Raw genomic sequence first — 22,614 nt, forward strand, 5'->3', positions numbered from 1 at the left:
GTAACGGGTCCCCCCCCTCTCTGTGAAGGGGAAAAGACCCGTTCTTTTACAAGAGTGCCTTCAAAAGGACGTTCAGGACGCCAGCGGAAGATCAAAGGCTTTCAGCAGGGCCTTGGCTTCCGCATCGGTCTTGGCGGACGTCACGAAAATGATGTCCATGCCACGGACATCATCGATCTTGTCATAGTCAATCTCGGGAAACACGATCTGTTCCTTGAGACCCATGGCAAAATTACCGCGGCCGTCAAAACCTTTATTGGCAGGCAGACCGCGGAAATCGCGGATTCGCGGCATGGCAATCGTGACCAGACGGTCAAGGAACTCATACATACGTCCCTTGCGCAACGTGACCTTACAGCCAATGGGCAGACCCTCACGGATCTTGAAGCCCGCGATAGCCTTGCGCGCCACCGTCTTGACAGGCTTCTGACCGGTGATCATGGCCATTTCCGCCACGGCCGCATCAAGTTTCTTCTGGTCAGCCGCCGCTTCACCGACGCCCATGTTCAGCACGATCTTCTCGAGCTTGGGAATCTGCATGTCATTCGTATAGCCGAACTTTTCACGCAGCTGCTGCTTAAGGACGTCATTATACTGCTTCTGCAAACGGGGCAGGGTTTTCTCGCTCATCGCTTGCTCCTCAGCCTTCGATCACTTCGCCGCTCGCCTTGGCGACGCGAACTTTGCGACCATCCTCAAGGATGCGGAAGCCGACCCGGGTCGGTTTGCCGCTCTTGGGATCGATCAGCATCAGATTCGAAAGATGGACCGGCATCTCCTTGTCGATGATGCCGCCCCCCTCACCCATACGGTTGGGCTTGGCATGACGCTTGGCGATCGCAACACCACGCACCGTCGCCTTCTGGACTTTCGTATGCACGGCAAGAACTTCCCCGCGCACACCACGGGAGCGACCCGTGGTGACCACAACCTGGTCACCCTTTCTGATACGTGCAGCCATTACAGCACCTCCGGAGCCAGGGAGATGATCTTCATGAACTTGCGCGCGCGCAGCTCACGAACGACCGGGCCAAAGATACGCGTGCCGATCGGTTCCTGCTGTTTGTTGATCAGCACAGCCGCATTGCGGTCAAAGCGGATCACGGAACCATCGGGGCGCTTGACCGGATAGGAAGTGCGCACGATCACCGCCTGGTGAACGTCACCCTTCTTAACCTTGCCGCGGGGAATGGCTTCCTTGACGGAAACGACAATGATGTCGCCGACCGAGGCGCTCTTACGCTTGGAGCCACCCAGCACCTTGATGCACTGCACCCGACGTGCACCGGAATTATCGGCCACGTCCAGGTTGGTCTCGGGATGGATCATGTGTCGCCTCCCTTATGCGTTTACTGGGGTCGAGGAAGCCGGGGCCTCCATGTCGACGCCATTACGGGAAACAACCGTCCATGTTTTGCGCTTGGAGATTGGAGCGCATTCTTCGATACGCACCATATCACCAGGCTTGCACACATTACCCGCATCATGGGCTGCGTACTTCTTGGAACGGCGGATGAATTTCTTATAGAGCGGGTGCATCACGCGACGATCAACAAGAACGGTTACCGTCTTGTCCATCTTATCGCTGGTCACTCGCCCTGTCAGGACGCGCCTTGGCATCGTCCGTCTCCTCTCAGGACTTGGCGGCGGACGTTGAGGCGCCCGCACGGTTCTGGTGAAGCAGCGTCTTGACGCGCGCAATTGCACGACGCACGATTTTGACGCGGCCTGTATTTTCGGTCTGCCCGGTGGCAGCTTCGAAACGCTGATTGATCTGCTCTCGCTTCAGGTCGACGAGAAGAGCTTTCAGCTCATCAACCGTCTTGCCGCGCAGATCATTAACCTTATACGCGTCAGCCATGCTCAAACATCTCCGATACGCTGAACGAATTTGGTCTTGATCGGCAGCTTGGCAGCCGCCAGACTCAGGGCCAGCCGTGCAACATCCGGCGGAACGCCTTCGATCTCAAACAGAATACGTCCCGGCTTGACGCGGGCAGCCCAGTATTCCGGGTTGCCTTTGCCCGAACCCATACGCACTTCTGCAGGTTTTGTCGAGACCGGAAGATCCGGAAAAATTCGGATCCACACACGCCCGGCACGTTTCATCGCACGTGTGATCGCACGACGCGAAGCTTCAATCTGGCGCGCGGTGATGCGCTCCGGCTCGAGCGCCTTAAGGCCATAAGCCCCGAAATTCAATTCGGTGCCACCCTTGGCCATGCCATGAATACGGCCCTTGCGGACCTTACGGAACTTAGTCCGCTTTGGAGAAAGCATTTCTTATATCCTCACATCAAGCCCACTCGACGAGAAGGGTCTCCCCTCTCAGCGCTGCGGCGCCTGCTCTGCGGCGCGACGATCCTGCGCCAGCGGATCATGGCCCATGATTTCACCCTTGAAGATCCAGACCTTCACCCCGCAGGTGCCATAGGTGGTGTGGGCCGTGGCGGTCCCGTAATCGATGTCAGCACGCAGGGTGTGCAGCGGCACGCGTCCTTCACGATATTTCTCGTCACGGGCGATTTCCGCCCCACCCAGACGACCGCTGCAGGTAATACGGATACCCTGGGCACCAAGACGCATGGCCGACTGAATGGCCCGCTTCATGGCGCGACGGAAAGCAACGCGCCGCTCCAGCTGCTGAGCAATGTTCTCCGCAACCAGAGTGGCATCGATTTCCGGCTTGCGGATCTCGACAATATTCAGCGCCACATCCGTCTTGGCCAGACGGCTCAGCTCCTTGCGGAGCGCGTCGATATCCTGCCCCTTCTTGCCGATGATCACACCGGGGCGCGCAGCGTAAATCGTGATGCGCGGCTTTTTGGCCGGGCGCTCGACCACCACGCGGGAAACCCCAGCCCCTGAAAGCTTCTTGCGCAGGAAGTTACGCAGCTTCAGGTCTTCATGCAGCAGGCGGGAATAATCGCCGGCTGCATACCAGCGGCTGTCCCAGGTGCGGTTGACGCCAAGACGAAGTCCGATCGGATTAACCTTGTGTCCCATGGCTCAGGCTGCCTTCTGCTGTTTAGCGCTTTTGCCCTTCGGCGGTGCGACGGGGGTTTCAGGCTGCTCGGCCACGACAATTTTCAGGTGGCTGAAAAACTTCTCGATGCGAGCAGAACGTCCACGTCCACGAGCGTGAAAACGCTTCATGACAATCGACTTGCCGACCTCAGCGTTTTTGACGATCAGGCGATCGACATCCAGCTGATGGTTGTTTTCGGCATTGGCCACGGCGCTTTCGAGCGTCTTCTTGACCTGCTGGGCGATACGACGACGCGAAAAGGTGAGCGCAGCCAGGGCCTTTTCAACCGGCTGGTTGCGGATCATGCCGGCCACCAGGTTGAGTTTGCGGGGGCTGACACGCATGTTGCGTGCAATCGCCTGGGCCTCAGTGTCCTCCAGAGGACGGGTATGCTTAGGCTTGCTCATGATCAGCCTCGCTTCGACTTCTTATCGGAGCCATGGCCGGTATAGGTGCGGGTCGGTGAGAATTCACCGAACTTGTGCCCAACCATGTTCTCCGTCACCTGCACGGGCAGGAATTTGTGACCGTTATAAACACCGAACGTCAGACCAACGAACTGCGGCAGGATGGTGGAACGACGTGACCAGATCTTGATCACTTCGTTACGACCGGAAGCGCGAGCCTTCTCAGCCTTGCCAAACAGATACCCGTCGACGAACGGACCTTTCCAGACGGAACGTGCCATCTTGATTATGTCCTTTCTTACTTGCCGGTTTTACGACGACGGATAATCAGGCTGTCCGTCCTCTTGTTAGTGCGCGTCTTGTAGCCCTTGGTCGGCACACCCCACGGTGTGACCGGATTACGACCGCCTGAAGTGCGGCCCTCACCACCACCATGCGGATGGTCGACCGGGTTCATAACGACGCCACGGTTGTGGGGGCGACGACCCAGCCAGCGATTGCGCCCGGCCTTGCCGAGATGCTGGTTCATGTTGTCAGGGTTGGAGACTGCCCCGACCGTCGCCATGCATTCTCCCCGCACGAGACGCAGCTCACCGGATTGCAGCTTGACCTGCGCGTAACCCGCATCCTTGCCGACCAGCTGACCATACGTGCCCGCAGAGCGCGCCAGCTTGCCGCCAGCACCCTTCTTGAGCTCGATATTATGAACGATCGTTCCGACCGGCATGGCGCCAAGCGGCATTGCATTGCCGGGGCGCACGTCTGTCTGGTGATCAGCCACCACACGATCGCCGACCTTCACACGCTGCGGTGCGAGAATGTAGGACAGGTCCCCATCCTCATAGCGGAGCAGGGCGATGAAAGCCGTGCGGTTGGGATCATATTCCAGACGCTCGACAGTTGCCGGAACACCGAACTTACCGCGCCGCTTGAAGTCGACATAACGATAGGACTGCTTATGCCCACCGCCACGGAAACGAACGGTTGTCCGACCATAATTGTTACGGCCGCCCGATTTATTCTTGCCCTCTGTCAACTGCTTGACCGGCTTGCCCTTCCAGAGCTCGCTGCGATCAATCAGGACGGTGCCGCGGGTGCTCGGCGTCGTGGGATTAAAGTGCTTCAATGCCATGATGTGTTTCCCCCGCTCAGCCCAGACGGGCGGTCAGGTCGATGACCTGACCTTCCTCGAGCTGGACATACGCCTTTTTCATGTCGGAACGACGGCCCGGACGGCCTTTGACGCGCTTGACTTTACCCTTCTGGACAAGCGTGTTCACGCCAGCCACTTTCACATTGAAGAGCTTCTCGACCGCGTTCTTGATCTCGAACTTCGTCGCCTTGATAGCCACCTGGAAAACAACCTGATTGTGCTCGGTCGCCTGGGTGGCTTTCTCAGTGATCAGCGGCTTGCGGATCACGTCATACAGGTTTTCCTGTGACAGATCATTCGCCGTCTTGCGGGCATTCAGGACAGGTCTGATAGTCATCCCAGGCGCTCCTTGAGACCCTCAAGCCCTGCCTGCGTGATGACGAGCAGATCATGATTGAGGATATCGTAAACATTCGCCCCGACCGTCGGAATAATGTCGATCTTGGGCAGGTTATCAATCGCGCGACGGAAAGGCATATCCACGGTCTGGTCAACAATCAGCGCAGAGCGCCAGCCCAGATCCTTCAGACGCTTGGCGGCGTCAGCCGTTTTCTGCACACCGCTTGCACGCTCCAGCACGACCAGCTTGCCGTCTGCCGCTTTCTTCGAAAGAGCGGAAAGCAGGCCCAGGCGACGCACCTTCTTAGGCAGATCGAAGCCATGGTCACGCACAACCGGGCCGTGCACAACGCCACCTGTGCGGAACTGAGCCGCACGCAGGGAGCCCTGTCGGGCTGAACCCGTGCCTTTCTGCTTGTAAGGCTTGCGGGTCGTACCGGAAACGGCACTGCGGCCTTTGACGGCATGCGTGCCGGCACGGCGCTTGGCCAGCTGCCAGTTCACCACCCGCGCCATAATGTCGCGGCGCGGTGCGTGGCCGAAAATCTCTTCCGGAAGCGTGACTTTTCCAGCGCTGCCGTTATCGAGGGTTTTGATATCGTGTTCCATGTTGGTCACCCGGCGGCCTCCACGGTCGCAGCCGGATAGGGTGCGTCCGCATGACGGGCCTTCTTGATTGCATCGCGAACCAGCACGTAGCCGTTCTTGGCTCCGGGAATGGCGCCCCGCACCATGATAAGATTGCGCTCTTTGTCGACAGCAGCGATTTCGAGGTTCTGTGTCGTGACACGCTCATCACCCATGTGCCCGGCCATCTTCTTACCTTTGAAGACTTTGCCCGGATCCTGGCGCTGACCAGTGGAACCGTGCGAACGATGGCTGATGGAAACACCGTGAGACGCTTCAAGACCCGCAAAATTATGGCGCTTCATCGCCCCCGCGAAACCCTTACCCTTGCTGCGGCCGGTCACGTCGACTTTCTGGCCCACCACGAAATGGTCAGCAGACAGCTTGGTGCCCGGCTCAAGAAGCGCATCGGGGGAAACGCGGAATTCAGCCAGTTTCTTCTTCGGCTCAACCTTGGTGCGGGCAAAATGCCCACGGTTCGCTTTCGTGACATGCTTGGGCTTAGCTGCACCGAAACCGAGCTGAACGGCTGTATAACCGTCGCGCTCATCAGTGCGGGCATCCACCACCTCGACGTCTTCGAGGCTCAGCACCGTCACCGGCACATGAGTGCCGTCATCCTTGAACAGCCGGGACATGCCCAGCTTCTTTGCAATCAATCCGGTACGCATCGTCTGGACCTTACAGTTTGATCTCGACGTCAACGCCAGCGGCGAGGTCGAGTTTCATGAGGGCGTCCACGGTCTGCGGAGTCGGCTCGACGATATCGAGCAGCCGGCGATGGGTTCGCATTTCGAACTGTTCGCGGCTTTTCTTGTCCACATGGGGTGAACGGTTCACGGTAAACCGCGCAATATGTGTCGGCAGCGGGATAGGACCGCGCACTCGCGCACCCGTACGTTTAGCCGTATTGACGATCTCGCGGGTACTGTTGTCCAGCACGCGGTGATCGTATGCCTTGAGGCGAATACGGATGTTTTGGTCGTCCATGATCTTATTTCATCCAACTCGGTAGTCTGCAGTCGGGCCGTTCCCCAAAGAGCCAAATGGAACCCCGGCCGAAGACCTTCGGCCGGGGCGACCACGCTCAATGGTCAACAAGGACCTCAAGCAGTGATGGAGGACACCACGCCAGCGCCGACAGTGCGGCCACCTTCACGAATGGCGAAGCGCAGGCCTTCATCCATGGCGATCGGGGCGATGAGTTCGACATCCATGGCGACGTTATCACCAGGCATGACCATCTCCACACCATCCGGCAGCTGAACCACACCCGTCACATCCGTCGTACGGAAGTAGAACTGCGGACGGTAGTTGGTGAAGAACGGCGTATGACGGCCACCTTCTTCCTTGGTCAAAATGTAGGCTTCTGCCTTGAACTTGTTGTGCGGCGTAATGGTGCCGGGCTTGGCCAGAACCTGGCCACGCTCGACGTCTTCACGCTTCGTGCCACGCAGCAGCGCACCGATGTTATCACCGGCTTCGCCACGGTCGAGCAGCTTACGGAACATTTCAACGCCGGTCACGGTCGTCTTGGAGGTCGGCTGCAGACCGACGATCTCGACTTCATCACCCACGTTGACTTCACCACGCTCCACACGACCCGTCACCACGGTGCCGCGACCGGAGATCGAGAACACGTCTTCGATCGGCATCAGGAACGGACGGTCAACCGGACGCTCCGGCTGAGGGATGTAGCTGTCGACAGCGTCCATCAGCTCGCGCACGCGGTCCTTGCCGATTGCCGCATCACCGTCTTCAAGAGTGGCCAGAGCCGAACCCTTGATGATGGGGATATCGTCGCCGGGGAACTGATAGGAGGACAGAAGCTCACGCACTTCCATTTCCACCAGCTCAAGCAGCTCCGGATCGTCAACCTGGTCAACCTTGTTGAGGAAGACCACCAGGGCAGGAACACCGACCTGACGCGCCAGCAGGATGTGCTCACGGGTCTGCGGCATCGGGCCGTCTGCAGCGGAGACCACCAGAATCGCACCGTCCATCTGGGCAGCACCGGTGATCATGTTCTTCACGTAATCGGCATGGCCGGGGCAGTCGACGTGCGCGTAGTGACGCTTGTCGGTCTCGTATTCCACGTGTGCGGTGGAAATCGTGATGCCACGTGCACGCTCTTCGGGGGCCTTGTCGATCTGGTCGTAAGCACTGAAGGTCGCGCCGCCCGTTTCAGCCAGCGTCTTGGTGATCGCAGCCGTCAGCGAGGTCTTGCCGTGGTCGACGTGACCGATGGTGCCGATATTGCAGTGCGGTTTAGTCCGCTCAAATTTAGCTTTTGCCATCGTCTCTCTCCAAAACCCTGATCCGGAACGGACCAGAGATAAACCTGAACTTCATATCGCCCCCTGCCCTCTTCAAGAGCGGAGGGCAAAGCAGGCGAAAATTGTTAGCCGGTAAAACTTACCAGCGATAGTGGCTGAAGGCCTTGTTGGCTTCAGCCATACGGTGCGTGTCTTCGCGCTTCTTGACAGCGGCGCCGCGGTTATTCACGGCGTCCATCAATTCGTTGGACAGACGCTCCTGCATGGTGTTCTCACCCCGCTTGCGGGAAGCGTCGATCAGCCAGCGGATCGCCAGGGCCTGACGGCGCTCGGCACGCACTTCAACCGGCACCTGATAGGTAGCGCCGCCGACACGACGGGAGCGCACTTCAACAGCCGGCTTCACATTATCCAGAGCCGCATGGAACATGGCGACCGGATCAGCCGTTGCGCCACCACGGGCGCGCAGCACATCCAGCGCACCGTAGACAATGCGCTCTGCAGTGGATTTCTTGCCATCGTACATCAGCGCATTCATGAAGCGCGTAATAACGATGTCTCCGAACTTCGGATCGGGAAGGATCTCGCGCTTGACAGCGCGGTGGCGGCGACTCATTCGGTATCCCCCTTATTTCGGACGCTTGGCGCCATACAGCGAACGGCGCTGACGACGCTTGGCGATACCCTGCGTGTCGAGAACGCCACGCAGGATGTGGTAACGCACGCCCGGCAAATCCTTCACACGCCCGCCACGGATAAGCACCACGCTGTGCTCCTGCAGGTTATGGCCTTCACCCGGAATGTAGCTCACCACCTCATACCCGTTGGTCAGACGCACTTTGGCAACCTTACGCAGGGCGGAGTTCGGCTTCTTGGGTGTAACAGTATAGACACGCGTACAAACACCACGCTTCTGCGGGCACCCCTGCAAAGCAGGAACCTTGTTCCGCTTAGCGGCAGGCTCGCGGCCCTTTGCGATCAACTGGTTGATGGTCGGCATGCGCCCTTCCCAATCCTTGTCCATTTCATGCTGACGAAGGCTCATCCCCCGTCATGACATCCGTTCAAACCGACATGCGGCCTGAACCGCCTGTCTTCGCACAACTACCCGGGAGAAAGAGATCTTCCCTCTCCCGTTAGCTCTGAGCTTTCAGCTTAACCCTCTTCTTTTCAGAGGAGAGTAGACATGAAAGCGAATCGTTTAACCTGGAGCGATTCCCGCATCCTCTTTTCAGAAGATGAGAACAGCCTAGGGCGCGGAACGTAAGGCGGCTGGGGCATCAAGTCAAGCCTTTCTACCGACACAATTGTTGTACGGCCCAACAGGAATGCTCCGCTTTTCCCATGCAAAAGGGCTGGCAAATCCTTAGCGGATCTGCCAGCCCGATTTTACCCGGTCTTTCTGAGCGCGATCTTACTCTGCTGCGTTCTCCACCTCCGGGGTGGGTTTCGCCAGGGAAGCCTGCTCCTGCTGTTCGGCCAGGTGACGCAAGCGCCGCATGGCACCCCCTGTACCGGCCGGAATCAGGCGACCCACGATCACGTTCTCCTTGAGACCGCCCAGGTTGTCCACCTTGCCCGAAGTGGCAGCCTCCGTGAGCACACGGGTCGTCTCCTGGAAGGAAGCGGCAGAGATGAAGGACTGCGTCTGCAGCGAGGCCTTGGTGATACCCTGCAGAACCGGCATCGCTTTGGCAGGCGTGCGTCCGTTGGCTTCCAGCTCCTGATTGGTGGCCTCGAACTCCATCCGATCAACCGTTTCACCGATCAGATAAGTCGTGTCACCCGGCTCCAGGATCTCCACCTTCTGCAACATCTGGCGAACGATCACTTCAATATGCTTGTCGTTGATCTTCACGCCCTGCAGACGGTAAACGTCCTGGATCTCATTCACCAGGTAATCCGACAGCGCTTCCACCCCCATGACTTTCAGGATGTCATGCGGCACACGCGGCCCATCCACCAGCGGATCCCCCTTCTGCACGAAATCCCCTTCCTGAACGGAAATGTGCTTGCCCTTGGGAATAAGGTAATCCGTCTGCTCGCCGGTCTCATCATTCTTGACGATGATGCAGCGTTTGGACTTGTAGTCCTTGCCGAACTCCACACGCCCTTCCGCCTCGGCGATGATGGCGTGGTCCTTCGGGCGCCGTGCCTCGAAAAGCTCCGCGACACGGGGCAGACCACCGGTGATGTCACGGGTCTTGGAGCCTTCACGCGGGATGCGTGCCAGCACGTCGCCTGCATGCACCTCAGCGCCGTTCTCAACAGACAGAATACTGTCAGGCGACAGGAAGTAACGCGCCTCGTTGCCGTTGGAAAGATGAATGATGTTCCCCTCTCCGTCGGTCAGCTGCAGACGGGGACGCAGGTCCACGCCCTTGGAGCCGCCCTTGTAATCCACCACCACACGCGATGTCAGACCTGTAACCTCATCCATGCGCTCGACCAGGGTGATGCTGTCGATAAGGTCCTGGTATTCCACCTTGCCGGCCTGCTCGGTGATGATGGGCAGGGTGTAGGGATCCCACTCAGCCATCTTCTGGCCGCGTGTCACTTCCTCGCCTTCCGAGACCATCAGTCGTGCGCCGTAAGGCACGCGGTAGCGACCGCGCTCCAGACCGTTTTCGTCAGTCAGGAGAATTTCGCAGTTACGCGACATGACAATCGGCACGTTCTGGGAATTGACGACCACGTTGCGGTTCTTGATCGTCACTTTGCCATCACGCATGGCTTCCACCATCGACTGCTCAGCCCCTTTGGTGGCCGTGCCGCCGATATGGAAAGTACGCATGGTCAGCTGGGTGCCCGGCTCACCGATCGACTGTGCGGCAATAACACCCACTGCCTCACCGATATTGACCGGCGTGCCACGCGCCAGATCGCGCCCGTAGCAGGCAGCGCAGATGCCAACCTTGCTTTCGCAGGTCAGCACAGAACGGATCTCGGCGCTTTCAACACCCGCCTCCTCAAGGCGTTCGACATCCGCTTCATCCACCAGGGTGCCACGCGTCAGCAGTACTTCGCCAGTGACCGGATGCTTCACATCCTGTGCCAGGGTACGGCCCAGAATACGCTCACCCAGGGACGCGACCACCTCGCCACTGTCAGTAACTGGACGGACCGTAAGACCATGCTCGGTATGGCAGTCCTCTTCAGTGATGATGCAATCCTGTGCCACGTCAACGAGACGACGGGTCAGGTAACCGGAGTTGGCGGTCTTAAGCGCCGTATCGGCCAGGCCCTTGCGCGCGCCATGGCTGGAGGTGAAGTAATCGAGAACCGACAGGCCTTCCTTGAAGTTGGCGATGATCGGCTGCTCGATGATCTCACCCGAAGGCTTCACCATCAGGCCACGCATGCCGGCCAGCTGCTTCATCTGAGCGGCTGAACCACGCGCACCGGAATGGCTCATCATCCAGACGGAATTGGTGGGCTTGCCCGGCACCTGGCGGGAAAGTTCCTTGAGCATCGCGGCCTGCACATCATCGGTGCAGCGCGACCAGGCATCGACAACCTTGTTGTAACGCTCGCCAGCCGTGATAAGACCTTCCTGGTACTGCTGCTCGAATTCCTTGACCTCAGCAGCCGTGCGCTCCACAAGGCCCGCCTTTTCAGGCGGCACAACCATGTCGTCCTTGCCGAAGGAAATACCGGCGCGCGCCGCATGCTTGAACCCCAAAGCCATCAGCTGGTCGCAGAAGATAACCGCTTCCTTCTGGCCGCAATGACGGTAGACAGCGTCAATCACGTCAGAAACGTTCTTCTTGGTCAGCTGCTTGTTGATCAGGCTGAACGGAATGGCCGCATTCTTCGGCAGCACCTGGGAGATAAGGGCACGCCCCGGTGTGGTGACAACGGTCTCACGCACCATCTTTCCGTCCGGCCCCATCAGATCCATGCGCAGACGGATCTTGTCATGCAGATGCAGGCTTCCCGAAGCCATAGCCGCTTCGATCTCCGCCACGCCCGTATAGGCCTTGGGACCCGCTATCACGACCTTGCCATCCTCGATGACAGGCTTGTCGGGTGTCTGGGCGTATTCAGGCGTTTCAAGGCTCAGATAATAGAGCCCCAGAACGATATCCTGCGACGGCACGATGATGGGCTTGCCATTGGCCGGGCTGAGGATGTTGTTGGTGGACATCATCAGCACGCGCGCTTCCAGCTGCGCCTCAAGCGACAGGGGAACGTGCACGGCCATCTGGTCACCGTCAAAATCGGCATTGAAGGCTGTGCAGACCAGGGGATGAAGCTGGATGGCCTTGCCTTCGATCAGGATGGGCTCGAAGGCCTGGATACCCAACCGGTGCAGGGTCGGCGCACGGTTCAGCATCACCGGGTGCTCGCGGATCACCTCTTCGAGAATATCCCAGACTTCCGGACGTTCCTTCTCCACCATCCGCTTGGCGGCCTTGATGGTGGTGGCATGGCCGTATTTTTCAAGCTTCGAGTAGATGAAGGGCTTGAAGAGCTCCAGGGCCATCTTCTTGGGCAGGCCGCACTGATGCAGCTTCAGCTCCGGCCCCACAACGATCACCGAACGCCCGGAATAATCAACGCGCTTGCCGAGCAGGTTCTGACGGAAACGGCCCTGTTTGCCTTTGAGCATGTCGGACAGGGACTTCAGGGGACGCTTGTTGGCACCGGTGATGGCACGGCCACGGCGACCGTTGTCAAACAGCGCATCAACTGATTCCTGCAGCATGCGCTTTTCATTGCGCACGATGATGTCAGGTGCACGCAGTTCCATCAGGCGCTTCAGACGGTTGTTACGGTTGATGACACGACGATAGAGATCATTCAGATCGGAAGTCGCGAAACGCCCACCATCCAGCGGCACGAGCGGACGCAGTTCCGGCGGAATGACCGGAATGATGTCCATGATCATCCATTCCGGGCGCGCGCCGCTTTCCACAAACGCTTCGACCATCTTCAGACGCTTGACGAGCTTTTTGCGGGCTGCTTCCGAGGTGGCCTTGCGCAGCTTTTTGCGCATGATGGTCTTCTCGGAATCACCCTCCATGATCTCGGTATCGTAATCAAAGGGATCAGGTTCGCCGCGTTCCCGCGCCGCCTTGCTCAGCTCGTTTTCCTGGGCATTGGGAATACCCCAGTTATAGCTGGCAAGCGCCTTCTTGATCGCCTCTGCACCGATCCCGATTTCGATCCCTGCATCCGGATAGGTGTCCAGGAGCTCTTCAGCACGGATCTCGTCAAGCAGGTACTGATCGCGCCGCTTGCCGTGCTTGTAGGATTCGATTTCGTCGCTTTCGCAGACGCCCTTGTCGAGCACCAGGAACTTCTCGAAATAAAGAACCGGCTCCACGTCTTTCAGCGGCAGGTCCAGCATCGTGGCGATACGGCTGGGCAGGGACTTCAGGAACCAGATATGTGCCACCGGCGAGGCTAGGTCGATGTGACCCATGCGCTCACGGCGCACCTTGGCCAACGTCACTTCCACACCGCATTTCTCGCAGACGATGCCGCGGAATTTCATGCGCTTGTACTTGCCGCACAGGCATTCGTAATCCTTGGTCGGCCCGAAAATGCGCGCGCAGAACAGCCCGTCACGTTCGGGCTTGAAGGTCCGGTAATTGATGGTTTCCGGTTTCTTGATCTCGCCGAAGGACCAGGAACGGATCTGTTCACTGGAGGCAAGCTGAATACGGATCTGGTCAAAGGCGCCAGTCTGTCCAGACTGGCCCAGAATTTTCATGAGTTCGTTCATATGCCCAAACCCTCCTCGCCGGTCGGCACACAGGCCGCCGGCGTCTTATAAGTCATCATTCAAACAATATAGGCAGCCGGGTCGCCGATTACGACCCGGACTGCTCGAGTTCCACGTTCAGGCCGAGCGATTTCAGCTCCTTGACGAGCACGTTGAAGCTCTCGGGGATACCCGCTTCAAAGTCATCCTGCTCACGCACGATCGCTTCATAGACTTTCGTACGTCCGGACACGTCATCGGATTTGACCGTCAGCATTTCCTGCAGGGTGTAAGCCGCACCATAGGCTTCGAGGGCCCACACTTCCATTTCACCGAAGCGCTGCCCACCGAACTGCGCCTTGCCGCCCAGAGGCTGCTGAGTCACGAGCGAATAGGGCCCGATCGAACGCGCATGGATCTTGTCATCCACGAGATGGTGAAGCTTCAGCATGTAGATGTAGCCCACCGTCGTCTGGCGCTCGAACTTTTCTCCCGTCCGACCGTCGATCAGCTGCGACTGGCCCGAGCGATCCACCCCGGCGCGCGCCAGCATCTCCTCGATGTCGGGAATGGAAGCACCATCGAACACGGGCGTGGCGATCGGCACACCTTTGCGCAGGTTGTTGGCCAGTTCCACCAGCTGGTCATTGGAAAGCGTGGCAATGTCTTCCTTGAAGACGCGCTCGCCATACACTTCCTTCAACCGGTCCAGGAGCTCCTGGCGCTTTTCACCCGTGCGCTGATACTCATCCACCAGCTCGGCGATGCTCTGGCCGATATTGGCACAGGCCCAGCCCAGATGGGTTTCAAGGATCTGTCCCACATTCATGCGCGACGGCACGCCGAGCGGATTGAGCACGATATCGACAGCCTGGCCGTTTTCAAGGAAAGGCATGTCCTCCACCGGCACCACACGCGAGACAACACCCTTGTTGCCGTGACGGCCCGCCATCTTGTCCCCTGGCTGCAGCTTGCGCTTCACCGCGACGAAGACCTTGACCATCTTCATCACGCCCGGGGGCAGCTCGTCACCGCGCTGCAGCTTTTCAACCTTGTTGTCGAAACGGGCATTGATGCGCTTGAGCGCTTCATCGAACTCCCGCGTCAGCGTTTCCACCTCGGCATTGACGGAGGGTTCCGTTACCGAGATATGCCGCCACGTGCCACGCGGCTGCTCAGCCAGTAGCTCCGGCGTCACCTCGGTCCCGGCCTTGATACCCTTTACCCCTGCTGCAACGACCTGACCGAGCAGGCGCTCCTTGAGGCGGTTGTAGAAGCTGCGCTCCTGAATGGCGCGTTCGTCATCGCGATCCTTGGCCAGGTGAGCGATCTCAGCACGCTCAATGGCCATGGCGCGCTCATCCTTGTCCACGCCACGGCGGGAGAACACCCGCACGTCCACCACTGTCCCGGTCGTGCCGGGCGGCAGTTTCAGCGACGTGTCACGGACATCAGAGGCTTTTTCACCGAAAATGGCCCGCAGGAGCTTCTCTTCAGGGGTCATCGGGCTCTCGCCCTTCGGGGTCACCTTGCCGACCAGGATATCGCCCGGATTCACCTCAGCACCCACATAGACGATGCCGGCTTCGTCAAGATTGCGCAGCGCCTCTTCACCGACATTGGGAATGTCGCGCGTGATTTCTTCCTGACCGAGCTTGGTGTCGCGCGCCATCACCTCGAATTCCTCGAGATGAATCGACGTGAACACGTCATCACGCGCGATGCGCTCGGAAATCAGGATGGAATCCTCGAAGTTATAGCCATTCCAGGGCATGAAGGCCACGAGCACGTTGCGGCCCAGCGCCAGCTCACCAAGATCCGTTGACGGACCGTCAGCGATGATATCGCCGGCCGCCACCTGATCACCCACCCGCACCAGAGGCTTCTGGTTGAGACAGGTGGACTGGTTGGAGCGCATGTATTTGCGCAGACGGTAGATATCCACCCCCTGCGTCGCACCCTTCTCATCGGTAGCCCGGATCACGATGCGCGCACCGTCAAGCTGATCAACGATACCGCCCCGCTTGGCGATGATGGTGGCGCCTGAATCATGCGCCACAGCCGCTTCCATCCCCGTGCCGACCAGCGGCGCATCGGCTTTCACCAGCGGCACCGCCTGACGCTGCATGTTGGAGCCCATCAGCGCACGGTTGGCGTCATCGTTTTCCAGGAAGGGAATGAGGGCCGCCGCAACCGAAACCAGCTGCTTGGGCGAGACGTCACACGCCGTCACCTGAGTTGGCGGAACGAGGCGGAAATCCCCCTGCTGGCGCACTGATACCATTTCGTCAGTCAGACGGCCGCCTTCGAGACGGGCATCAGCCTGCGCAACGGTCAGCTTTTCCTCTTCCATGGCGGAAAGATATTTCCAGCCGTCCTGAAGCACGCCGTCCTGCACAAGACGATAAGGTGTTTCGATGAAGCCGTATTTGTTGACCTTGGCATAAGTGGCCAGAGAATTGATCAGACCGATGTTCGGCCCTTCAGGCGTCTCGATCGGGCAGATGCGGCCATAATGCGTGGGGTGGACGTCGCGTACCTCGAAGCCAGCACGCTCACGGGTCAGTCCCCCCGGACCCAGTGCGGAGAGACGGCGCTTGTGCGTCACTTCCGACAGGGGGTTGGTCTGGTCCATGAACTGGCTGAGCTGCGAGGAACCGAAGAACTCACGCACTGCAGCAGCAGCCGGCTTGGCGTTGATGAGATCGTGGGGCATGACGGTGTCGATGTCCACGGAACCCATGCGCTCACGGATGGCGCGTTCCATGCGCAGCAGGCCGATGCGATACTGGTTTTCCATCAGCTCGCCGACAGAACGCACGCGCCGGTTGCCCAGATTGTCGATGTCATCGACCTGGCCGCGGCCGTCCTTGAGGTCACACAGCACCTTGACCGTCCGCAGGATATCTTCCTTGCGCAGCACGCGCAGGGTGTCAGGCGCATCAACGTCCAGACGCATGTTCATCTTCACACGTCCGACTGCCGACAGGTCGTAACGGTCCGGATCGAAGAACAGGCCATGCAGCATAGCCTCAGCCGTCTCACGGGTCGGCGGCTCGCCCGGGCGCATGATGCGATAGATATCGATCAGGGCTTCCTCACGGGACGTGTTCTTGTCAGCCATCAGGGTATTGCGGATCCACGGCCCGTGCGTGCTGTCGACGGCCAGAGTCGGGATCTCTTCAATTCCGGCTTCCTCAAGCTCGGTCAGACGGTCGTCGGTAAGCTCTTCGCCAGCTTCAGCATAGATCTCACCGGTCTGGGGATTCACCAGGTCATGCGCCACGAAACGGCCGATCACATCCAGCCGCCCCACCTGCACAACGCGCGTCTTCTCAGAAATTTTCTTGACAACGCGTGCGGTCAGCTTCGTATCGGCTTCAGCGATCACTTCCCCACTATCGGCATCAACGAGCGGGCTCAGAAGTTTCTGACCCCGGAATGCGTCGGGATCAAACGGACGCGCCCAGCCGTCACCGGCACGGCTGTAGATGACCGTGTCATAGAAATAAGACAGGATTTCATCCTGATCCATGCCAAGGACGTCCAGGCTGTCAACGTCCCCGCCAGCCGCTTCCTTGGCCTCACGGGCCTTGATGGAATTGAGGCCTTCAAGGGCATAGAGCAGGGTGGTGACAGGCAGCTTGCGCTTGCGGTCGATGCGGACATGCAGGACGTCCTTGGCATCGAACTCGAAATCCAGCCAGGAGCCACGATAAGGGATGATTCGGGCAGCATAGAGATACTTGCCCGAAGAATGGGTCTTGCCCTTGTCATGGTCAAAGAACACGCCGGGGCTGCGATGCATCTGCGAAACGATGACGCGCTCGGTGCCATTGATGATGAATGTGCCGTTCTCGGTCATGAGCGGCATGTCACCCATATAAACGGGCTGTTCCTTGAGATCACGGATGGACCGGGTACCCGTATCCTCGTCAATGTCCCAGGTGGTCAGGCGCAGGATCACCTTCAGCGGGGCCGCATAGGTCAGGCCCCGCTGAATGCATTCCTCGACGTCGTATTTCGGCTCTTCAAATTCATAATGCTGGAAGTCCAGCCGTCCCTTGCCCGCAAAATCGTGAATCGGAAACACGGAGCGGAACACTTCCTGCAGTCCCTCCGGCTGGCGGCTGTCAGGATTGACGTTCATCTGCAGGAACGCTTCATAGGAAGCGCGCTGCACATCAATCAAATTAGGCATCGGCGCGACTTCGGGAATGCGCCCGAAGCTTTTGCGGATCCTTTTACGCCCTGTGAACGATTTTGTGATTGCGTTCATCTCATCCTGCCTCTGAACCAGACCTCCGAGGCGCCCGCCCTGGACAACTCCCGCCACCTGTGAATCCTTTTATCGGAAACAGGAAACGGAAAAGCCCTCTGGCGCCAGGCGACTCGAACGACCGGCTTCATTTGTTCAAGCTATAAAAAACATAGATAAGCGCTCCACTTTAAGGATACAACAGAGTGAGAGCAAGAATAATCTTAAGCGCTGCCAACACCAAAAGGGACGAGGGTTTTTGAACCTTCGTCCCTTAAGGAATATCCCCTTGCCTGACAGGCAAGGGGGCAGCATAGCAGACGCTTATTTGACTTCGACGGTCGCGCCGGCTTCTTCAAGAGCCTTCTTGATTTTCTCGGCTTCGTCCTTGGAAACGCCTTCCTTCAGGGTTTTCGGCGCACCTTCGACCAGGTCCTTGGCTTCCTTCAGGCCCAGACCGGTGATGGTGCGGACTTCCTTGATGACGTTGATTTTCTTGTCGCCGGGCTTGGCCAGGATCACGTCGAATTCCGTCTTCTCGGCAGCAGCTTCACCAGCAGGCGCAGCACCGCCAGCGGCGGCCACAGCAACCGGAGCGGCGGCGGAAACGCCCCACTTCTCTTCAAGCAGCTTGGACAGCTCAGCAGCTTCCAGAACGGTAAGGGCGGACAGTTCGTCAACCAGTTTTGCCAGATCGGCCATGGGATTATCCTCTATGATACATGTTGGTGGGCCATCTCCGTGCGGGAGACAACCCGGTTATTATGCGGCTTCTGCTTCGCCGGTTCTGGCATAGGCACCCAGAACACGAGCAAGCTGGCCAGCCGGGGCCTGGGTGATACCGGCAATGCGGGTAGCGGGGGTATTGATCATACCCACCAGCTTCGCACGCAGCTCATCCAGGGACGGCAGCTCTGCAAGGGCCTTGACACCGTTGACGTCGAGCGTCTGGCTGCCAAGCGCACCGCCGAGCAGCGCGAGCTTGTCGTTGTTCTTGGCGAACTCGACCAGCACTTTGGCAACTGCAACCGGCTCATCTGCCCATGCAAGGGCAGTCGGGCCTTTAAGCAGCGACGCAATGCCAGCGAACGGGGTCCCATCCAGAGCCCGGAGGGCCAGCCGGTTTTTCGCGACCTTGTATGAAGCCCCTGCCTCGCGCACCTTGCGGCGCAGATTCGTCACATCCTCAACGGTCAGACCCAGATTCTGGGTCACGATAACCGTGTTGGTCGTGCCGAACACTTTGGCGAGGAAGTCGACAAAGGCACGTTTTTCCGTACGGTCCACAACCTGTCTCCTCGTCAGCCTGATATCTCAGGCCGGGTTACCCATGGGAGGGCTCCGCTAGCCGAAGCTGAAAACGGCACCACTCCCGCTCGCCTGTCCATAGAAGGAAACCGCTTCATGTATCACGCTGCAGACAAGCCCTAGAGCCTCATTGCAGCACACATTCCTTCGGTCTCTTCCCGTCTCACGCCCGCGCCGCTTTGGCCTTAGGGATCCCGTAAGGACCCACGTGCGCTCTTGGACAGGTCGGAAAAGCCATCTGGGTTCCTGCACCGCTGATCCGATAGGGCCGGAAAAGTGCAAGACCCTTGGCCTTTCCTACGACTGCACCTTGCGATGCAGCAATCTCGTGGCTGACGTTCTGGTGAAGAGACGTCAGCCTGTCAAGAGCTCATCCCTCGAGGTTGGAAACGTCCAGGCGAACACCCGGCCCCATGGTGGAGGAAAGAGACCCTTTTTTCATGTAGGTGCCTTTGGCACCGGTCGGGCGCGCCTTCTGGACCGCATCGATCAGCGCTTTGACGTTATCGCGGAGTTGATCGGCGGTGAAGGAAGCCTTGCCCACGCCGGCATGAACGATACCGGACTTCTCGGCACGGTACTCAACCTGACCGGACTTGGCGGCATCGACAGCGCCCTTGACGTCCATCGTGACCGTGCCCAGGCGTGGGTTCGGCATAAGGCCACGCGGCCCAAGGATCTTGCCCAACCGGCCCACGAGACCCATCATGTCCGGGGTGGCGATACAACGGTCAAAATCAATCTGACCGGCCTGCACCTGTTCAGCCAGATCTTCCGCGCCGACGACTTCCGCACCGGCGGCGCGCGCTTCGTCAGCTTTCGGGCCACGGGCGAACACGCCGATACGCACGCTCTTGCCCGTGCCGTGCGGCAGGGCGACGACGCCACGCACCATCTGGTCGGCATGACGCGGGTCGATGCCCAGGGACAGGGCGATCTCGATGGTTTCATCGAATTTCGCCTTCGCATTGTCCTTTACCAGGGCAACGGCTTCGGCCACTTCATACAGCCGCTCATTGTCGACTTTTGCGCGTGCGGCGCTGAGACGCTTGTTCTTAGCCATGATTTCAGCCCTCCACCACGTCGATGCCCATCGACTTCGCGGAGCCGGCCAGCATGCGCACGGCGGCATCGATGTCGTTGGCGTTCATGTCCTTGAACTTCGTTTCCGCAATCTCACGCAGCTGAGGCACAGTCACCTTACCCACGGAAGCGGCCTTGCCGACTGTCTGGCTGCCTTTATTGATTTTGGCGGCCTTGAGCAGGAAATAGGTGTTCGGCGGGGTCTTGGTGATGAAGCTGAACGTGCGATCCGCATAGGCCGTGATGACCACCGGGATGGGCATGCCGGGCTCAAGGCCCTGGGTCTTGGCATTGAATTCTTTACAGAACTGCATGATGTTCAGGCCGCGCTGACCAAGAGCGGGACCAACCGGCGGCGAAGGATTGGCCTTGCCGGCGGGGATCTGCAGTTTGATGTAGCCAACGATTTTCTTGGCCATATCCGGGACTCCCTTGTTTCCAGTTCCCGAACCGCGGTCTGACGGCACAGCTTCTGTAGCCATGCCTCCCGCGTTCGATTCAGGGGCGTTCCCTAAAGGAGATTCCGGGCGCCGTCAACTTCCCTTCTCCCTACAACCTGGCTGGCAGGCCTGACAGTCTAGAAAGTCCTGACCCTGAGATTTTCCGGGCATTTCCAAAACGATCAGGCGGCTGCCAGCCTTTTGCCAGTCTTTCTTGTCAGTCCTTCGCTGAGCCTGGAGCAGGCGCCGTTCTGCTGTCCCCCATAAGGCCGGAACGGGGCTGAGCGCCAGAAGACCCTAAGGCAGGAGCGGTCAGCCAGTTCCCGTCGAGATCAGCGGAAGCCGCGGCAACCGCCCTGGTTTCAGTCGGCACATCCTGCACCGGGCGCGGGTGCTGCAGCCCTGTGTACTGCAGCGGGCCGATCGGATCTATCTGCTTGACTTTCGGCATATCCTGATCGGTCCATCCGCCTCCCATGGCGCGGATCAACTTGACGGTCGCCCGCAATTGGTTGGTTTCAGCACTCACCTCCACCAGCCTTGCCGTCAAAGCATCCTGCTGGGCGACAAGCGCATCAAGGTAATTGGAAAGCCCCCGGTATAAAGCGCCATGGTCATGCTCTGCGTGCGCATGGCCGCTTCCACGGCCTTGTGCTGCTGGTGCTGTTCCTGCCGATAGAGCCGCGTCTGGCTCAGGGCATCCTCAACTTCCTGAAAAGCGCTCAGGACCACCCCCCGGTAGGAATCGACAGTCTCGCGGTACTGCGCCCAGGCGCGCTGCAGCGCCGCACGACGCAGACCGCCGGTGAAAGCGGGCTCCACCGCCTGCACGGCAATACGCCAGAAGGCCCTGGACATGCTGGCCAGGTCAAAGCCGCCATCCTCGAATCCGCCGGCTGCGGTGAAGGTGAAATTCGGGTAGAAAGCTGCCCGCGCCACCCCGACGCCGCGGGTCGCCGCAGCCATTTCGCGCTCCGCCATGGCGATGTCAGGACGGCGCTGAAGCAGGGTGGACGGCAGATAGGGTCGGATCGTCACATCCCTGAAGGGCATCTTCACAGAAGTGAGCGGTTTGATGTGAAAAGCGGCCGGGGCTGTATTCACCAGAACGGAAATCGCATGTTCCATGACCTGGCGTTGAGCGAGGAGCTTGCTCTGCGCTCCTAAGGCGGCATAGAGCTGGTTTTCCGCACGTGACACATCCAGTCCGGCGCCGATGGCGCCCCCCTGACGCAACCGTGTGATCTCCACGGCCGTCCGGAAGTAACGGATGGAATCGGCATAAACGGCCAGCTGCGCATCAAAGCCGCGCAGGGCGATGTAGTCGGAAGCGAGCTCTGCCTGCAGGCTCAGCCGCAGGAGGGCATAATCCGCCGCGCTGGCCTGCGCCAGGTTCTTCTGCATGTGCGACGTATTGCGAATGTAAGACCAGAAATCCGGCTCCCAGCTTGCCGCGCCGCTATAAGCCTCGTTGGATTCATATTCCAGCCCGTGGCTCGTGCGCCGACTGTAGAACAGACGCCCCAACGACCCCTTGTTCTTGCTCAGATGGGCTCCGCCAGCCACCTGCGGGAAGAGCTGGCTTTCGCTCTCGAGCGCCAGATCCCGCGCCTGGGTGAAGGCCTCGGCGGCGGCCTGCAGATCGGGATTGGTAAGGGTCAGCTTCTCTTCCATCCGATTGAGCAGCGGATCCTCATAGACTTCCCACCATTTCCCCCGCGGCACATCAGCAGCCGGCAGGGCATCCACCATCATCCCCTTTCCGCCCCAGCCATTGGGATAGATGAATTTCGGCGTCTGGTACCGGGGCGCCAGATTGCAACCTGTGACCACCAGAAGCAGGGTCAAGGTACTGAACGCGCGCCTGCACACAGGAGCCCTCCTTTCCTTCATGGCCCTCCTCCGCCCTGGGAAGGGGCAGAGGGCAAGGCCTGCGATGGATTGGTCGACGGCGCGGTGCTGTTGTGGGCGTCGTCATGGCCTGG

23 protein-coding genes and 1 pseudogene are annotated in these 22,614 nt (G+C 59.3%); all 24 read right to left on the bottom strand.

Annotated elements, in window-relative coordinates:
* Nucleotides 1-72 precede the first annotated feature (72 nt).
* The 24 genes and pseudogenes from rplE to E3E11_RS01880 all read right to left on the bottom strand — a co-directional run bounded on the left by rplE (nt 73) and on the right by E3E11_RS01880 (nt 22,522).
* A complete protein-coding gene (gene rplE / locus E3E11_RS01765) occupies nt 73-630 on the bottom strand; it encodes a 50S ribosomal protein L5 (RefSeq protein ID WP_141450913.1) in 558 nt (185 codons plus the stop codon).
* A 10-nt stretch (nt 631-640) separates the two neighbouring features.
* A complete protein-coding gene (rplX, locus tag E3E11_RS01770; RefSeq protein ID WP_141450915.1) occupies nt 641-961 on the bottom strand; it encodes a 50S ribosomal protein L24 in 321 nt (106 codons plus the stop codon).
* On the bottom strand, nt 961-1,329 hold the full coding sequence (gene rplN / locus E3E11_RS01775; RefSeq protein WP_141450917.1) for a 50S ribosomal protein L14: 369 nt from the start codon (nt 1,327-1,329) through the stop codon (nt 961-963). The genes rplX and rplN overlap by 1 nt, the downstream gene beginning before the upstream one ends.
* 12 nt (nt 1,330-1,341) lie before the next feature.
* Nucleotides 1,342-1,620 carry a 30S ribosomal protein S17 gene (rpsQ, locus tag E3E11_RS01780; RefSeq protein WP_141450919.1) on the bottom strand — a complete coding sequence of 93 codons (279 nt, stop codon included), beginning with the start codon at nt 1,618-1,620 and terminating at the stop codon, nt 1,342-1,344.
* Nucleotides 1,621-1,633: 13 nt separating this feature from the next.
* Complete coding sequence (gene rpmC, locus E3E11_RS01785; protein ID WP_141450921.1) at nt 1,634-1,861, bottom strand: 50S ribosomal protein L29; 228 nt, start codon at nt 1,859-1,861, stop codon at nt 1,634-1,636.
* Nucleotides 1,862-1,863: 2 nt separating this feature from the next.
* Nucleotides 1,864-2,280, bottom strand: coding sequence for a 50S ribosomal protein L16 (rplP, locus tag E3E11_RS01790; protein WP_141450923.1), 417 nt, complete (start codon nt 2,278-2,280; stop codon nt 1,864-1,866).
* A 48-nt stretch (nt 2,281-2,328) separates the two neighbouring features.
* Entirely contained in the window at nt 2,329-3,006 is a 678-nt protein-coding gene (rpsC, locus tag E3E11_RS01795; protein WP_141450925.1) for a 30S ribosomal protein S3, read from the bottom strand.
* 3 nt (nt 3,007-3,009) lie between these two features.
* Nucleotides 3,010-3,435, bottom strand: coding sequence for a 50S ribosomal protein L22 (rplV, locus tag E3E11_RS01800; RefSeq protein WP_141450927.1), 426 nt, complete (start codon nt 3,433-3,435; stop codon nt 3,010-3,012).
* A 2-nt stretch (nt 3,436-3,437) separates the two neighbouring features.
* Nucleotides 3,438-3,716 (bottom strand): 30S ribosomal protein S19, encoded by a 279-nt coding sequence (gene rpsS, locus E3E11_RS01805; RefSeq protein ID WP_141450928.1) that lies wholly within the window; start codon nt 3,714-3,716, stop codon nt 3,438-3,440.
* Between the two features lie 17 nt (nt 3,717-3,733).
* A complete protein-coding gene (gene rplB / locus E3E11_RS01810) occupies nt 3,734-4,567 on the bottom strand; it encodes a 50S ribosomal protein L2 (RefSeq protein ID WP_141450929.1) in 834 nt (277 codons plus the stop codon).
* Between the two features lie 16 nt (nt 4,568-4,583).
* The gene (locus E3E11_RS01815) at nt 4,584-4,880 is read right to left on the bottom strand and encodes a 50S ribosomal protein L23 (RefSeq protein WP_194149557.1); all 297 of its coding nucleotides are present in this window, start codon (nt 4,878-4,880) and stop codon (nt 4,584-4,586) included.
* 41 nt (nt 4,881-4,921) lie between these two features.
* Nucleotides 4,922-5,536 (bottom strand): 50S ribosomal protein L4, encoded by a 615-nt coding sequence (gene rplD, locus E3E11_RS01820; protein WP_141452047.1) that lies wholly within the window; start codon nt 5,534-5,536, stop codon nt 4,922-4,924.
* A gap of 5 nt (nt 5,537-5,541) precedes the next feature.
* A complete protein-coding gene (rplC, locus tag E3E11_RS01825; protein ID WP_141450931.1) occupies nt 5,542-6,225 on the bottom strand; it encodes a 50S ribosomal protein L3 in 684 nt (227 codons plus the stop codon).
* Nucleotides 6,226-6,235: 10 nt separating this feature from the next.
* Entirely contained in the window at nt 6,236-6,544 is a 309-nt protein-coding gene (gene rpsJ / locus E3E11_RS01830) for a 30S ribosomal protein S10 (RefSeq protein WP_141450932.1), read from the bottom strand.
* Nucleotides 6,545-6,660: 116 nt separating this feature from the next.
* Nucleotides 6,661-7,851, bottom strand: a complete 1,191-nt coding sequence (gene tuf / locus E3E11_RS01835; protein ID WP_141450933.1) for an elongation factor Tu — start codon at nt 7,849-7,851, stop codon at nt 6,661-6,663.
* Between the two features lie 118 nt (nt 7,852-7,969).
* Nucleotides 7,970-8,446, bottom strand: coding sequence for a 30S ribosomal protein S7 (gene rpsG / locus E3E11_RS01840; protein ID WP_141450934.1), 477 nt, complete (start codon nt 8,444-8,446; stop codon nt 7,970-7,972).
* 12 nt (nt 8,447-8,458) lie between these two features.
* Nucleotides 8,459-8,830: a 30S ribosomal protein S12 gene (gene rpsL, locus E3E11_RS01845; protein ID WP_023979007.1), complete on the bottom strand. Its 372-nt coding sequence runs from the start codon at nt 8,828-8,830 to the stop codon at nt 8,459-8,461.
* Between the two features lie 414 nt (nt 8,831-9,244).
* Entirely contained in the window at nt 9,245-13,561 is a 4,317-nt protein-coding gene (rpoC, locus tag E3E11_RS01850; RefSeq protein WP_141450935.1) for a DNA-directed RNA polymerase subunit beta', read from the bottom strand.
* 88 nt (nt 13,562-13,649) lie between these two features.
* The gene (gene rpoB, locus E3E11_RS01855) at nt 13,650-17,819 is read right to left on the bottom strand and encodes a DNA-directed RNA polymerase subunit beta (RefSeq protein WP_141450936.1); all 4,170 of its coding nucleotides are present in this window, start codon (nt 17,817-17,819) and stop codon (nt 13,650-13,652) included.
* A 303-nt stretch (nt 17,820-18,122) separates the two neighbouring features.
* A complete protein-coding gene (gene rplL, locus E3E11_RS01860) occupies nt 18,123-18,500 on the bottom strand; it encodes a 50S ribosomal protein L7/L12 (protein WP_141450937.1) in 378 nt (125 codons plus the stop codon).
* A gap of 60 nt (nt 18,501-18,560) precedes the next feature.
* On the bottom strand, nt 18,561-19,085 hold the full coding sequence (gene rplJ / locus E3E11_RS01865) for a 50S ribosomal protein L10 (RefSeq protein WP_141450938.1): 525 nt from the start codon (nt 19,083-19,085) through the stop codon (nt 18,561-18,563).
* 391 nt (nt 19,086-19,476) lie between these two features.
* Nucleotides 19,477-20,169, bottom strand: coding sequence for a 50S ribosomal protein L1 (gene rplA / locus E3E11_RS01870; RefSeq protein ID WP_141450939.1), 693 nt, complete (start codon nt 20,167-20,169; stop codon nt 19,477-19,479).
* 4 nt (nt 20,170-20,173) lie between these two features.
* Complete coding sequence (rplK, locus tag E3E11_RS01875; protein WP_141450940.1) at nt 20,174-20,608, bottom strand: 50S ribosomal protein L11; 435 nt, start codon at nt 20,606-20,608, stop codon at nt 20,174-20,176.
* 238 nt (nt 20,609-20,846) lie between these two features.
* Nucleotides 20,847-22,522: pseudogene (locus E3E11_RS01880) on the bottom strand (efflux transporter outer membrane subunit).
* Between the last annotated feature and the right edge of the window lie 92 nt (nt 22,523-22,614).

Source organism: Oecophyllibacter saccharovorans (assembly GCF_006542375.1).
Taxonomy (GTDB): Bacteria; Pseudomonadota; Alphaproteobacteria; order Acetobacterales; family Acetobacteraceae; genus Oecophyllibacter; species Oecophyllibacter saccharovorans.

Coding starts and splice junctions, on each gene's coding strand:
- rpsG (WP_141450934.1), bottom strand. CDS start 8,446: ATGAGTCGCCGCCACCGCGCTGTCAAGCGCGAGATCCTTCCCGATCCG.
- rpoC (WP_141450935.1), bottom strand. CDS start 13,561: ATGAACGAACTCATGAAAATTCTGGGCCAGTCTGGACAGACTGGCGCC.
- rpmC (WP_141450921.1), bottom strand. CDS start 1,861: ATGGCTGACGCGTATAAGGTTAATGATCTGCGCGGCAAGACGGTTGAT.
- tuf (WP_141450933.1), bottom strand. CDS start 7,851: ATGGCAAAAGCTAAATTTGAGCGGACTAAACCGCACTGCAATATCGGC.
- rpsS (WP_141450928.1), bottom strand. CDS start 3,716: ATGGCACGTTCCGTCTGGAAAGGTCCGTTCGTCGACGGGTATCTGTTT.
- rpsQ (WP_141450919.1), bottom strand. CDS start 1,620: ATGCCAAGGCGCGTCCTGACAGGGCGAGTGACCAGCGATAAGATGGAC.
- rpoB (WP_141450936.1), bottom strand. CDS start 17,819: ATGAACGCAATCACAAAATCGTTCACAGGGCGTAAAAGGATCCGCAAA.
- rplC (WP_141450931.1), bottom strand. CDS start 6,225: ATGCGTACCGGATTGATTGCAAAGAAGCTGGGCATGTCCCGGCTGTTC.
- rplP (WP_141450923.1), bottom strand. CDS start 2,280: ATGCTTTCTCCAAAGCGGACTAAGTTCCGTAAGGTCCGCAAGGGCCGT.
- rplE (WP_141450913.1), bottom strand. CDS start 630: ATGAGCGAGAAAACCCTGCCCCGTTTGCAGAAGCAGTATAATGACGTC.
- rplD (WP_141452047.1), bottom strand. CDS start 5,536: ATGGAACACGATATCAAAACCCTCGATAACGGCAGCGCTGGAAAAGTC.
- rplN (WP_141450917.1), bottom strand. CDS start 1,329: ATGATCCATCCCGAGACCAACCTGGACGTGGCCGATAATTCCGGTGCA.
- rplX (WP_141450915.1), bottom strand. CDS start 961: ATGGCTGCACGTATCAGAAAGGGTGACCAGGTTGTGGTCACCACGGGT.
- rplA (WP_141450939.1), bottom strand. CDS start 20,169: ATGGCTAAGAACAAGCGTCTCAGCGCCGCACGCGCAAAAGTCGACAAT.
- rpsJ (WP_141450932.1), bottom strand. CDS start 6,544: ATGGACGACCAAAACATCCGTATTCGCCTCAAGGCATACGATCACCGC.
- rpsC (WP_141450925.1), bottom strand. CDS start 3,006: ATGGGACACAAGGTTAATCCGATCGGACTTCGTCTTGGCGTCAACCGC.
- rplB (WP_141450929.1), bottom strand. CDS start 4,567: ATGGCATTGAAGCACTTTAATCCCACGACGCCGAGCACCCGCGGCACC.
- rpsL (WP_023979007.1), bottom strand. CDS start 8,830: ATGCCGACCATCAACCAGTTGATCGCAAAGGGCCGCGAGCCTGCCGCT.
- rplV (WP_141450927.1), bottom strand. CDS start 3,435: ATGAGCAAGCCTAAGCATACCCGTCCTCTGGAGGACACTGAGGCCCAG.
- rplL (WP_141450937.1), bottom strand. CDS start 18,500: ATGGCCGATCTGGCAAAACTGGTTGACGAACTGTCCGCCCTTACCGTT.
- rplK (WP_141450940.1), bottom strand. CDS start 20,608: ATGGCCAAGAAAATCGTTGGCTACATCAAACTGCAGATCCCCGCCGGC.